This is a genomic window from Pseudidiomarina aestuarii, from assembly GCF_003987355.1.
In the GTDB taxonomy this organism is placed as follows: domain Bacteria; phylum Pseudomonadota; class Gammaproteobacteria; order Enterobacterales; family Alteromonadaceae; genus Pseudidiomarina; species Pseudidiomarina aestuarii.
The window spans coordinates 1,489,061-1,503,322 of the sequence record NZ_PIPR01000001.1 but is presented as its reverse complement, the minus strand read 5'-3'; the positions used below and the strand labels follow the sequence as shown (position 1 = coordinate 1,503,322).

Sequence of the window (14,262 nt, the reverse complement as noted above, 5' to 3'; positions counted from 1 at the left end):
CACCGTGACAACGTGACAGATGCTGTGCTGGTCTGTCTATGTGTAACGTTAGCCTGAGGCTTTGCCGAAGGCTTAATTAAGAGGTGATATCAGTGGCACTAGGTTTAGCAGCAAAAAAAGCAATCGTTAAAGAAGTTAACGAAGTTGCTTCAAAAGCTCTATCCGTCGCTGTTGCTGAGTATCGCGGAATGGAAGTTGCGGACATGACTGTCCTGCGTCGTCAAGCTCGTGAGCAAGGCGTGTATCTGAAAGTTATTCGGAACACTCTGGCTCGTCGCGCATTTGTCGATACGCAGTTCGAGGACATGGACCCAGCACTGAAAGGTCCTTTAGTTTACGGATTTTCTTTGGACGCGCCTGGTTCTGCTGCGCGTTTGTTCAAAGACTTTTCGAAAGACAACAAGCACCTGAAAGTAACTGCTCTATCAATCGGTAACGGTTTGATGGGTGCAGATAAGCTAGAAGCGGTTGCTTCACTTCCGACTCGCGACGAAGCATTGGCGAAATTGCTGGCCACCTTCAAAGCGCCTGTTAGTAAGTTCGTTCGTACTATCAACGAAGTGCCTACTAAGTTTGTGCGTGTGTTGGCGGCAATTAAAGACGCTAAATAGAAGCGGTTTTTTTAACCAATTTTTTGTAATTTATAACCCAGGAGTTTAGAGTTATGGCTCTTACTAAAGAAGATATTTTGAATGCAATCGCTGAAATGCCAGTAATGGATCTTGTTGATCTTATCGCTGCTGCAGAAGAAAAATTCGGTGTTGACGCATCTGCTGCTGTTGCAGTAGCAGCTGGTCCAGCTGCTGCCGGTGCAGCTGCTGAAGAAGAAAAAACTGAATTTGACGTAATCTTGAAAGCTGCCGGTGCTAACAAAGTTGCTGCTATTAAAGCAGTACGTAGCGCTACCGGTTTGGGCTTGAAAGAAGCGAAAGACATGGTTGAATCAGCTCCAGTAGCAGTGAAAGAAGGCATCGCGAAAGCAGACGCTGAAGCACTGAAGAAAGAGCTTGAAGAAGCCGGTGCGGAAGTTGAACTTAAGTAAGCAACTGCACGAAATAAAAGCGGCCTTTTAGGCCAAGGGCTGGTGACTTTTGGGTCACCAGCCTTTTTGCGCTGTTAAGCATGTATCATTTTTGCCCGTTCTTGGGGTGCATGCTCGCGGTGACAAAAACGGGAACGACAAACTAATACTGGTTTGTTTTTAACTACTGACTCCTTCGGTAGTTAGGGTCATCAATCAGCTAGCTGAGGAACCCCATGGCGTACTCCTACTCTGAGAAAAAACGTATTCGCAAGGATTTCGGTAAACGACCTCATGTACTTGAGGTACCTTACCTGCTGTCAATCCAATTAGATTCATTTAAAAAATTCATCGATCCGGATCCAGATGCTAATTATGGCCTGGAAGCGGCGTTCCGCTCAGTATTTCCGATTACCGCATATTCCGGTAACTCAGAACTACAGTACGTGAGCTATCACTTGGGTGAGCCAGTGTTTGACGTGAATGAATGTCAAATCCGTGGCATTACCTATTCTGCTCCTTTGCGCGTCAAACTGCGCTTAGTTTTGTACGACAAAGAAGCGGCAGCAGGCACTGTAAAAGACATTAAAGAGCAAGAAGTCTACATGGGTGAAATCCCCCTGATGACTGACAACGGTACTTTTGTTATCAATGGTACCGAGCGCGTAATCGTTTCTCAGTTGCACCGTTCGCCAGGCGTATTCTTTGACCATGACAAGGGTAAAACCCATTCGTCAGGTAAAGTTCTGTATAACGCACGGGTTATTCCATACCGTGGTTCTTGGTTAGATTTCGAGTTTGACCCGAAAGATAACGTATTCGTCCGTATTGACCGTCGCCGGAAATTACCAGCGTCGATCATTTTGCGTGCGCTTGAGTACAGCACCGAAGAAATTCTCGATATGTTCTTCGACACGACGTACTTCCAATTCAAGAGCAAGAAAGTGTTCATGCAATTGGTGCCAGAGCGTCTTCGCGGCGAAACGGCTAAGTTTGATATCAAAAACGATGATGGCGAAATCATCGTTGAGAAAGGTCGTCGCATTACCGCACGCCATATCAACCAGATTGCTCAGCTGAACCAACCAGAAATGGAAGTTCCACTCGAATATCTCGTCGGCAAGGTCTTAGCCAAAGACTGCGTTGAGAAGAAAACGGGTGAAGTAGTCGCTACGGCCAACAGCGAATTGACGCTTGAGCTGTTAGCAAAGTTACGTGAAGCTGGCTTTAAGAAATTCGAAACCTTGTTCGTAAATGACTTGGACCATGGTCCATACATGAGCGAAACCTTGCGTATCGACACCACTTCAAATCGCCTCGAAGCTTTGGTAGAGATCTACCGGATGATGCGTCCTGGTGAGCCGCCAACCAAAGAAGCGGCAGAAAACTTATTCGACAACTTGTTCTTCAGTGAAGACCGCTATGATTTGTCAGCGGTAGGTCGCATGAAGTTCAACCGTCGCTTAGGTCGCGATGACTTGACTGGTTCAGGCACGCTGACCAAAGAAGACATTGTTGAAGTCATGAAGAAGCTGATCGAAATCCGTAACGGTCTTGATGAAGTCGATGATATCGACCACTTGGGTAACCGTCGTATTCGTTCAGTGGGCGAAATGGCTGAAAACCAATTCCGTGTTGGCTTAGTCCGTGTTGAGCGTGCTGTAAAAGAACGCTTAAGCCTAGGTGACCTTGACGCCATCATGCCGCAAGATTTGATCAACGCGAAGCCAATCAGCGCCGCGGTGAAAGAATTCTTCGGTTCGAGCCAATTGTCGCAGTTCATGGATCAAAACAACCCGCTCTCAGAAGTTACGCACAAGCGTCGTATTTCTGCATTAGGGCCGGGCGGTTTGACCCGTGAACGTGCCGGTTTCGAAGTTCGTGACGTACACCCAACGCACTACGGTCGGGTCTGTCCAATCGAAACGCCAGAAGGTCCGAACATCGGTCTGATCAACTCATTGTCTACGTTCGCGCGTACCAACGAGTACGGTTTCTTAGAAACCCCATACCGTAAGTTTGAAAACGGTGTGGTCACTGACGACGTCGATTATTTGTCAGCAATCGAAGAAGGCAACTTCGTTATTGCACAGGCAAACGTCGCGTTGAACGAAAAGGGTGAGTTGATTGACGACTTGGTTCCATGTCGTCACAAAAATGAATTTACGCTCATGTCTAAAGAGCAAGTTCAATACATGGACGTTGCCCCGCAGCAAATCGTATCGATTGCCGCGAGCTTGATTCCTTTCCTTGAGCACGATGACGCCAACCGTGCTTTGATGGGTTCAAACATGCAACGCCAAGCAGTACCGACTTTGCGCGCTGACAAGCCGTTGGTTGGTACCGGTATTGAGCGCACGGTTGCCGTTGACTCTGGTGTTACTGTAGTTGCGAAACGTGGTGGTGTAGTCGATAAAGTTGACGCTAGCCGTATCGTCGTGAAAGTAAACGAAGAAGAGATGGTACCGGGTGAAGCAGGTATCGATATTTACAACCTGACCAAATACACCCGTTCAAACCAGAACACCTGTATTAACCAGACTCCAACAGTTAATGTCGGTGAGCCGGTTATGCGTGGTGACGTATTGGCTGACGGTCCGTCAACTGATATGGGTGAATTGGCGTTAGGTCAGAACATGCGCGTCGCGTTCATGCCGTGGAATGGTTACAACTTCGAAGACTCGATCCTCATCTCTGAGCGTGTCGTGCAGGAAGATCGTCTAACCACTATCCACATTCAAGAGCTGAACTGTGTGGCACGTGACACCAAATTAGGCGCAGAAGAAATCACTTCGGATATCCCGAACGTTGGTGAGTCAGCATTGAACAAACTTGACGAGTCAGGTGTTGTTTATGTGGGTGCTGAAGTTAACGGTGGCGATATCTTGGTGGGTAAAGTAACTCCGAAAGGCGAAACTCAGCTCACCCCTGAAGAGAAACTCTTGCGAGCTATTTTCGGTGAGAAAGCGTCTGACGTAAAAGACAGCTCTCTACGTGTACCAAACGGTGTTACTGGAACGGTTATCGACGTTCAAGTATTCACGCGTGACGGCGTTGAGAAAGACAAACGTGCGGTTGCCATTGAAGAAATGCAGCTCAAGCAAGTTAAGAAAGACTTAACGGACGAGTTCAAGATTCTTGAACGCGGTATTTTTGAGCGCGCTCGTACTTTGCTGTTAGCCAATGGTTTTGATGAATCAAAACTGGCCGGCCTAGAGCAGAGCAAATGGCTGACGCAAAACTTGAAGAAAGAAGCTGCACAAAAGTCGCTTGAGCAAATTGCTGAGCAGTATGAAGAATTGCGTGCCGACTTCGACAACAAGTTTGAGAACAAACGTCGCAAAATCACCCAAGGTGATGATTTGGCGCCAGGCGTTCTGAAAATTGTCAAAGTGTATCTTGCCGTTCGTCGTCGTATCCAGCCGGGTGATAAGTTAGCAGGACGTCACGGGAACAAAGGTGTTATTTCAACTATCGTTCCAGTGGAAGACATGCCATATGATGAGCATGGTAATCCTGTCGACATCGTATTGAACCCGTTGGGTGTACCGTCGCGGATGAACATCGGTCAGATCCTCGAGACGCATTTAGGCTTAGCGGCTCGTGGTATCGGTACCAAAATTGAAAACATGTTGAAGCAGCAGGTTAAAGTTGCCGAAATGCGTGAATTCTTGCAGAAGGTTTACGATCTCGGTAATTCACGTCAAGAAGTCGATATTAACGAATTCAGTGATGATGAAGTGCTGCGTCTTGCCGGTAACTTGAAGAAGGGCTTGCCAACGGCAACGCCAGTATTCGACGGTGCCGTCGAGAGTGAAATTAAAGAACTCCTGAAGTTGGGTGATTTGCCAGAGTCAGGTCAGATTACTTTGTATGATGGCCGCACCGGTGACCGCTTTGAGCGTGATGTAACAGTAGGTTACATGTACATGCTGAAACTGAACCACTTGGTCGATGACAAAATGCACGCCCGTTCTACCGGTTCATATAGCTTGGTTACTCAGCAGCCGCTGGGTGGTAAAGCGCAATTCGGTGGTCAGCGCTTCGGTGAGATGGAAGTGTGGGCACTGGAAGCTTACGGTGCTGCTTATACGCTGCAAGAGATGTTGACAGTGAAGTCGGACGACGTGAACGGTCGGACGAAGATGTACAAAAACATTGTCGACAACGATCTGCGGATGGAAGCAGGTATGCCGGAATCATTCAACGTATTGTTGAAGGAAATCCGCTCGCTCGGTATCAACATTGAGTTGGACCAAGACTGAGACACCACCGGACGCAAATTGCCAGGAGATAAATCGTGAAAGACTTATTAAAGTTCTTAAAACCAATGAACCAGACCGAAGAGTTCGATGCTATTCGCATCGGACTCGCGTCGCCGGACATGATCCGCAGCTGGTCATTTGGTGAAGTGAAGAAGCCAGAAACGATCAACTACCGGACGTTTAAGCCGGAGCGTGATGGTTTGTTCTGTGCTCGGATCTTCGGTCCAGTCAAAGACTACGAGTGTTTGTGCGGTAAGTACAAGCGCTTGAAGCACCGTGGCGTGATCTGTGAGAAGTGTGGTGTCGAAGTGACGTTGACGAAAGTTCGTCGCGAACGCATGGGCCACATTGAACTCGCAAGTCCAGTTGCGCACATCTGGTTCTTGAAATCACTGCCAAGCCGTATCGGTTTGATGCTCGATATGACCTTGCGTGATATCGAGCGCGTGCTGTACTTCGAATCTTATGTGGTTACTGAAGCAGGTATGACGTCGCTTGAGCGTGGTCAGATCCTGACTGAAGAAGAATATCTCGATTCATTAGAAGAGCACGGTGACGAGTTCGAAGCGAAAATGGGCGCAGAAGCAATTCTGAGCTTATTGCATCACATTGATATCGAAGCAGATATCAAAGTGTTGCGTGAGGAGCTACCAGAAACCAACTCTGAAACCAAGCGGAAGAAAATCAGCAAGCGTCTGAAATTGCTTGAGTCATTCCACTATTCAGGCAACAAGCCAGAGTGGATGATCCTCAAAGTATTGCCAGTACTGCCGCCTGATTTACGCCCGTTGGTACCGTTGGATGGTGGCCGTTTTGCGACCTCTGACCTGAACGACTTGTATCGCCGTGTGATTAACCGGAACAACCGTCTGAAGCGTCTTCTTGACCTTGCGGCGCCGGATATCATTGTGCGTAACGAAAAGCGGATGCTGCAAGAAGCGGTTGATGCCTTGTTAGACAACGGTCGTCGTGGCCGTGCAATCACTGGTACCAACAAGCGCCCACTGAAATCTTTGGCCGATATGATCAAAGGTAAGCAAGGTCGTTTCCGTCAAAACCTTTTGGGTAAGCGGGTTGACTACTCAGGCCGTTCGGTTATTACCGTGGGTCCTAAATTGCGTCTGCATCAGTGTGGTTTGCCGAAGAAAATGGCCTTGGAATTATTCAAGCCGTTCATTTATGGCAAGCTTGAAGGCCGTGGTTTAGCTACGACCATCAAAGCAGCGAAGAAAATGGTTGAGCGCGAAATCCCAGAAGTTTGGGACGTACTCGACGAAGTCATCAAAGAGCACCCAGTACTATTGAACCGTGCACCAACCTTGCACCGTTTGGGTATCCAAGCGTTCGAACCAGTACTGATTGAAGGTAAAGCGATTCAGTTGCACCCACTCGTGTGTGCGGCATACAACGCCGACTTCGACGGTGACCAAATGGCCGTTCACTTGCCATTGACTCTCGAAGCACAGCTGGAAGCGCGTGCGTTGATGATGTCGACCAATAACGTACTGTCACCAGCTAGTGGTGACCCAATCATCGTGCCTTCACAGGACGTTGTCTTGGGTCTGTACTACATGACGCGTGAAAAGGTAAATGGCAAGGGCGAAGGCATGATCTTCAAGAATGCCAAAGAAGCCGAAAAAGCATATCGTACGGGCGCCGTGCAATTGCACTCACGTGTCAAAGTGCGCTTAGCTGAAACGCTTATCAGCGAAGAAGGTGAAGAATCACATACTTCGACTATCTACGACACCACAGTGGGCCGTGCGATCTTGTCGTTGATTCTGCCTGAAGGTATGCCATTCGACATGATTAACCAGTCGATGGGCAAAAAGCAGATCGGTCGTTTGTTAAACCGTTCTTATCGTGACTTGGGTCTGAAGAAAACTGTTATCTTCGCTGACCAAATCATGTACACCGGTTTCCACTACGCCATGATCGCGGGTGCCTCTGTAGGTATCGACGACATGGTTATCCCAGCAGCGAAGAAAATCATCATCGATGCAGCGGAAGAAGAAGTAGCGGAAATTCAAGAGCAGTTCGAGCAAGGCTTAGTAACTGCTGGTGAGAAATACAACAAAGTTATCGACATTTGGTCTACCGCGAACGAGAAAGTCTCGAAAGCGATGATGGAAAACTTGTCGAAAGAAACCGTTATCAATGCCAAAGGCGAAGAAGAACAGCAAGACTCGTTCAACTCTGTCTACATGATGGCCGATTCTGGTGCTCGGGGTAGCCCCGCGCAGATTCGTCAGTTGGCTGGTATGCGTGGTTTGATGGCGAAGCCAGATGGCTCCATCATCGAAACACCAATTACGGCTAACTTCCGTGAAGGTTTGAACGTACTTCAGTACTTCATCTCAACGCACGGTGCTCGTAAAGGTTTGGCCGATACGGCATTGAAGACTGCGAACTCCGGTTACTTGACGCGTCGTTTGGTTGACGTGGCACAAGACGTGGTTATCGTTGAAGAAGATTGCGGCACTTTAGAAGGTCTCTACATCAAGCCATTGATTGAAGGTGGTGACGTAGTTGAGCCATTGCGTGAGCGTGTATTGGGTCGTGTAGTTTGTGACGACGTGATGATGCCAGGCAACGATAAAGAAGTGCTGATTGCTCGTAACACGCTGCTCGACGAGAAGATGTGTGACTTGCTTGAAGAGCACTCAATCGACGAAGTTAAAGTGCGCTCGGTTATTACCTGTGACACCGACTTCGGTGTGTGTGCCAACTGTTATGGCCGTGACCTAGCACGCGGACACATGGTTAACCAAGGCGAGGCAGTCGGTGTTATCGCTGCGCAGTCTATCGGTGAGCCAGGTACGCAGTTAACGATGCGTACGTTCCACATTGGTGGTGCGGCATCTCGTGACTCTGCAGCGAACAACGTCCAAGTGAAGAACAAAGGTACCTTGAAACTGCACAACGCTAAATACGTTGAGAACAGTGACAAGCACTTGGTGATCACGTCACGTTCAACTGAATTGACACTCATCGACGAGTTCGGTCGTGAGCGCGAGCGCTATAAAGTACCTTACGGTGCGGTTCTGAAGAAGAACGAAGGCGCTGCAGTCGACGCTGGTGAAATCGTAGCCAACTGGGATCCACATACGCACCCAATCATTACTGAGGTTGCGGGCCGTCTGAAGTTTGTTGACTTGATTGATGGTGTCACCATGACCCGTCAAACAGATGAACTGACTGGCTTGTCGAGCATCGTCGTACTGGAAACAGGTCAACGTACCAGTGCCGGTAAAGACATGCGTCCAATGGTGAAATTGGTTGATGCCAAAGGTAAAGATGTGAACATCGTCGGCACCGATATGCCTGCGCAGTACTTCTTGCCAGGTAACGCCATTATCAACTTGGAAGACAACGCGGAAGTGAAGGTTGGTGATACGGTTGCACGTATTCCACAAGAAGGTTCAAAAACACGGGATATTACCGGTGGTCTACCGCGCGTTGCCGACTTGTTCGAAGCACGTCGTCCGAAAGAGCCAGCTATCCTTGCAGAAGTGTCAGGTACAGTGAGCTTCGGTAAAGAAACGAAGGGCAAACGTCGTCTGATCATCACACCACTGGATGGTGGCGATCAGTACGAAGAGATGATTCCTAAGTATCGTCAGCTGAACATCTTTGAAGGTGAGCAAGTGACTAAAGGTGAAGTTATTGCCGATGGTCCAGAAGCTCCGCACGATATCTTACGTCTGCGTGGCGTGAGTGCATTGGCGAATTACATTGTCAACGAAGTGCAGGAAGTTTACCGCTTACAAGGTGTTAAGATTAACGATAAGCACATCGAAACGATTGTTCGTCAGATGCTGCGTAAGGCAATTATCTTAAGCCCAGGTGAGACCGAGCTACTCGAGGGCGAAATGATGGAACTGAGCGAAGTCTTAGCTGCTAACGCAAAAGCGGAAGCAGAGAAGAAAATGCCAGCGACATTCGAGCGTCAGTTGTTAGGTATCACCAAAGCATCACTGTCGACGGAATCGTTTATCTCAGCTGCGTCGTTCCAAGAAACGACTCGCGTGTTAACCGAAGCCGCGGTGCAGGGCAAGCAAGATCCATTACGTGGCTTGAAAGAGAACGTCATTGTGGGTCGCTTGATTCCAGCCGGTACCGGTTTCGCATATCATCGCGAACGCGCGCGCAAGCGTGCTGAAGCAGCAGACATGGTAGCGGCTCCAAAAGTCACTGCTTTAGAAGCTGAGCAGCAACTTGCCGATGCATTGAATGCAGGTAACGATGTCGACACGAGCGACAAAGATACGGACAATAGCGCTGATTAATCAGTAAGCTGTCGGTAAATAGTACAAGAGCCAGCCGGGAAGCCGCGCTGGCTCTTTTGTTTCTATCCTTGACAGTCCAATTATTGACCTATAAAATTCGGCCTCCCCATATTCGGGCGCTTTGCTTGTGCTTAGCGTTTAGGTTCACCCACGAAGCGGGGAAATTGGATTTTTCATTCTGTTGAGTACATCAACATAAGCAGGAGTATTGAATGGCAACAGTTAACCAGCTGGTGCGCAAAGGTCGTCAAAAGCCGGTTGTGAAAAGCAACGTTCCGGCGCTTGAGGCTTGCCCACAAAAACGCGGTGTATGTACCCGTGTTTATACGACCACCCCGAAGAAGCCAAACTCTGCATTGCGTAAAGTATGCCGTGTGCGTTTGACGAACGGGTACGAAGTATCTTCGTACATTGGTGGTGAAGGTCACAACTTGCAAGAGCACAGTGTCGTGTTAATCCGCGGCGGCCGTGTTAAAGACTTGCCAGGTGTGCGTTATCACACAGTGCGCGGCGCACTTGACTGTGCGGGCGTAAACGACCGTCGTCAAGGTCGTTCTAAGTACGGCGCGAAGCGGCCCAAATCTTAACGGTTCTCCGTTAGTAAGGCCAAACACTGTAATTTAAGTTTTGGGTAATACCCTGAATTAATCGGAGAAATTGAGATGCCAAGAAGACGCGTCATAGGTCAACGTAAAATTTTACCAGATCCTAAGTTCGGATCAGAGTTGTTGGCTAAGTTCATCAATGTCGTCATGGTTGACGGCAAGAAAGCAGTAGCAGAAAAAATTATCTACGGTGCATTAGATATCTTGGCTGAAAAGTCGAGCAAATCGCACTTAGACGTATTTGAAACCGCATTGGATAACGTGCGCCCTGCAGTGGAAGTAAAATCACGCCGTGTTGGTGGTTCTACTTACCAAGTGCCAGTGGAAGTACGCCCAGTGCGTCGTAATGCCCTTGCAATGCGTTGGTTAGTTGATGCTGCGCGTACGCGGGGTGAAAAATCCATGGCTCAGCGTCTGGCAGGTGAAATGCTAGATGCGTCAGAAAACAAAGGCTCTGCTGTGAAGAAGCGTGAAGACGTCCACCGTATGGCCGAAGCGAACAAAGCGTTCGCACATTATCGCTGGTAAATTCACAAGTAACCCTAAGAGGTATTTATTGTGGCTCGACAAACTTCGATTGAGCGCTATCGTAATATCGGTATCTGTGCTCACGTAGACGCAGGTAAAACGACCACGACCGAGCGCGTGTTGTTCTACACCGGCCTATCTCACAAAATTGGTGAGGTACATGATGGTGCGGCAACAACCGACTGGATGGAGCAGGAGCAGGAGCGTGGTATCACTATCACCTCAGCTGCCGTTACTTCATTCTGGCGTGGTATGGATGCGCAGTTCCCTGAACACCGCATCAACATCATCGATACTCCAGGACACGTTGACTTCACTATCGAAGTAGAACGTTCACTGCGTGTTCTTGATGGTGCCGTTGTTGTACTGTGTGCGTCTTCTGGCGTACAACCACAAACTGAAACGGTATGGCGTCAAGCCAACAAATACGAAGTACCACGTATGGTATTCGTAAACAAAATGGACCGTGCAGGTGCAGATTTCTTGCGCGTTGTCGGTCAGATCAAATCTCGCTTAGCAGCTGTTCCAGTGCCAATTCAATTACCAATTGGTGCAGAAGACAACTTCAAAGGCGTGATCGACTTGATCAAAATGAAGGCTATCAACTGGAATGAAGAAGACCAGGGTATGACCTTCACTTATGAAGAAATTCCAGCTGAACTGCGTGACGAAGCTGAAGCTTATCATGCTGACCTCGTTGAAGCTGCGGCTGAAGCGAACGAAGAGTTCATGAACAAGTACCTTGAAGAAGGTGACTTGACTGAAGCTGAAATCAAACTTGGCTTGCGTCAGCGTACACTGAACAACGAAATCGTGTTGTGTCTGTGTGGTTCTGCATTTAAGAACAAAGGCGTTCAAGCAGTATTGGATGCAGTTATTGAATATCTCCCATCGCCAACTGAAGTAAAAGCGATTCGCGGTATTCTTGAAAACGGTGAAGAAGGCATTCGTAAGTCAGACGACAAAGAGCCGTTCTCAGCGTTGGCATTCAAAATTGCGACCGACCCGTTTGTTGGTACCTTAACTTTCTTACGCGTTTACTCGGGCGTGCTGGCACAAGGTGACAGCGTATTAAACCCAGTGAAGAGCAAGAAAGAGCGTATCGGCCGTATGGTTCAGATGCACGCGAACGACCGTAAAGAGATCAAAGAGATCTTGGCCGGCGACATCGCTGCAGCAATCGGTTTGAAAGACGTTACTACGGGTGACACTTTGTGTGACCTGAACAACGTGATTACACTTGAGCGTATGGAATTCCCTGAGCCAGTAATCTCTGTTGCTGTTGAACCAAAAACCAAAGCTGACCAAGAAAAAATGGGTATCGCTTTAGGTAAGTTGGCTGCAGAAGATCCGTCTTTCCGCGTGAAAACTGACGAAGAGTCAGGTCAAACGATCATCTCTGGTATGGGTGAATTGCACCTTGATATCATTGTTGACCGTATGAAGCGTGAATTTAAAGTGGAATGTAACGTCGGTAAGCCACAAGTTGCTTATCGTGAAACTATCCGCTCTAAAGTGGAAGTGGAAGGCAAGTTCGTACGTCAATCCGGTGGTCGTGGACAGTTCGGTCACGTCTGGTTGCGTATTGAGCCGATGGAATTCGACGCAAACGACGATGAAACTCCAAACTATCAGTTCGTGAACGAAGTCGTTGGTGGTGTAGTACCGAAGGAATACATCCCTGCGGTCGATAAAGGTATCCAAGAGCAAATGACCAATGGTGTACTTGCTGGATACCCAGTTCTTGGCGTGAAAGCGACTCTGTATGATGGTTCATACCACGATGTCGACTCTTCAGAAATGGCGTTCAAGATCGCTGGTAGCATGGCGTTCAAGAAAGGTGCATTGCAAGCTCGTCCTGCATTGCTCGAGCCGATGATGAAAGTCGAAGTTGTTACTCCTGAAGATTTCATGGGTGACGTAGTAGGTGACTTGAACCGTCGTCGCGGAATCATCGAGGGCATGGAAGATGGTCCTGGTGGTCTGAAAGAAGTTCGCGCTCAAGTTCCATTATCAGAAATGTTCGGTTACGCTACTGACCTGCGTTCGCAGACTCAGGGCCGTGCATCTTATGCAATGGAATTCTTGAAGTACGCTGAAGCACCAAACAACATTGCTGAGCAGGTCATTGCTGCACGTTCAGTGAAAGATTAAGTAGAGTCTGGTCCGGTTCTACATGGGACCGGACTTTTAACTTAAGTTAAGGAAAAGTCATGGCAAAAGAAAAATTTAACCGCGTCAAGCCGCACGTTAACGTCGGTACTATCGGCCACGTTGACCACGGTAAAACTACTTTGACTGCTGCGATCACTACCGTTTTGGCTAAAACTTACGGTGGTTCTGCGAAAGACTTCGCAATGATCGATAACGCACCAGAAGAAAAAGCTCGTGGTATCACCATCTCAACTTCACACGTTGAGTACGATACTCCAGCACGTCACTACGCACACGTTGACTGCCCAGGACACGCTGACTATGTGAAAAACATGATCACCGGTGCTGCGCAGATGGACGGCGCTATCTTAGTAGTAGCTGCAACTGACGGCCCAATGCCACAAACTCGTGAGCACATCTTGTTGTCACGTCAGGTTGGCGTTCCATTCATCGTAGTCTTCATGAACAAATGTGACATGGTTGACGACGAAGAGTTGTTGGAATTGGTTGAGATGGAAGTTCGTGAACTTCTTTCTGAATACGACTTCCCAGGTGACGACTTACCAGTTATCCAAGGTTCAGCGCTGAAAGCGTTGGAAGGCGACGAGAAGTGGGAAGGTAAGATCCTAGAATTGGCAGAAGCTTTGGATTCATACATCCCAGAGCCAGAGCGTGATATCGATAAGCCGTTCATCATGCCAATCGAAGACGTATTCTCAATCTCAGGCCGTGGTACTGTTGTAACCGGTCGTGTAGAGCGCGGTATCGTTCGCACTGGTGACGAAGTTGAAATCGTGGGTATCAAAGACACGACTAAGACTATCGTAACGGGTGTAGAGATGTTCCGTAAGTTGCTTGACGAAGGTCGTGCAGGTGAGAACATCGGTGCATTGTTGCGTGGTACGAAGCGTGACGAGATCCAACGTGGTCAAGTATTGGCGAAGCCAGGTTCAATCAAGCCACACACTCAGTTCGAAGCTGAAGTGTATGTATTGACCAAAGAAGAAGGTGGACGTCACACTCCATTCTTCAAAGGCTACCGTCCACAGTTCTACTTCCGTACAACGGACGTAACGGGTGCAGTTCAATTGCCAGAAGGCGTTGAGATGGTCATGCCAGGCGACAACTTGAAGTTTGTTGTTGAACTGATTCACCCAATCGCGATGGACGAAGGTTTACGCTTCGCAATTCGTGAAGGTGGCCGTACAGTAGGCGCAGGCGTGGTCTCTAAGATCATCGCTTAATGCTAGAAGTACCGAAAAAGGGAGCCTAAACGGCTCCCTTTTTTTGTGACCGCTACTAGCTACTGGTTACTAGCTATTAGCAATGGGCTAGTGGCGACTTGCAAATAGCCAGTAGCCAAGCGCCAGTAACCAATATCAAAAAGGTTGACATCTATT

Annotated in this window: 8 protein-coding genes; all 8 read left to right on the top strand. The window is 48.3% G+C overall.

Going from position 1 to position 14,262, the window contains the following annotated elements; all coding sequences use genetic code 11:
* Positions 1–92: 92 nt before the first annotated feature.
* The 8 genes from rplJ (at position 93) to tuf (ending at position 14,106) form a co-directional block, all read left to right on the top strand.
* The gene (gene rplJ, locus CWE22_RS06805; protein ID WP_169930585.1) at positions 93–611 is read left to right on the top strand and encodes a 50S ribosomal protein L10; all 519 of its coding nucleotides are present in this window, start codon (positions 93–95) and stop codon (positions 609–611) included.
* 53 nt (positions 612–664) lie between these two features.
* On the top strand, positions 665–1,042 hold the full coding sequence (gene rplL / locus CWE22_RS06800) for a 50S ribosomal protein L7/L12 (protein WP_169930584.1): 378 nt from the start codon (positions 665–667) through the stop codon (positions 1,040–1,042).
* Between the two features lie 215 nt (positions 1,043–1,257).
* Positions 1,258–5,286 (top strand): DNA-directed RNA polymerase subunit beta, encoded by a 4,029-nt coding sequence (rpoB, locus tag CWE22_RS06795; protein WP_169930583.1) that lies wholly within the window; start codon positions 1,258–1,260, stop codon positions 5,284–5,286.
* Between the two features lie 35 nt (positions 5,287–5,321).
* Complete coding sequence (gene rpoC / locus CWE22_RS06790) at positions 5,322–9,575, top strand: DNA-directed RNA polymerase subunit beta' (RefSeq protein ID WP_169930582.1); 4,254 nt, start codon at positions 5,322–5,324, stop codon at positions 9,573–9,575.
* 212 nt (positions 9,576–9,787) lie between these two features.
* Complete coding sequence (gene rpsL, locus CWE22_RS06785; protein ID WP_126763550.1) at positions 9,788–10,162, top strand: 30S ribosomal protein S12; 375 nt, start codon at positions 9,788–9,790, stop codon at positions 10,160–10,162.
* Between the two features lie 75 nt (positions 10,163–10,237).
* Positions 10,238–10,708 (top strand): 30S ribosomal protein S7, encoded by a 471-nt coding sequence (gene rpsG / locus CWE22_RS06780; RefSeq protein WP_169930581.1) that lies wholly within the window; start codon positions 10,238–10,240, stop codon positions 10,706–10,708.
* A 30-nt stretch (positions 10,709–10,738) separates the two neighbouring features.
* Positions 10,739–12,862 (top strand): elongation factor G, encoded by a 2,124-nt coding sequence (gene fusA / locus CWE22_RS06775; RefSeq protein ID WP_169930580.1) that lies wholly within the window; start codon positions 10,739–10,741, stop codon positions 12,860–12,862.
* A 59-nt stretch (positions 12,863–12,921) separates the two neighbouring features.
* Positions 12,922–14,106, top strand: coding sequence for an elongation factor Tu (gene tuf / locus CWE22_RS06770; RefSeq protein ID WP_169930579.1), 1,185 nt, complete (start codon positions 12,922–12,924; stop codon positions 14,104–14,106).
* Positions 14,107–14,262 lie beyond the last annotated feature (156 nt).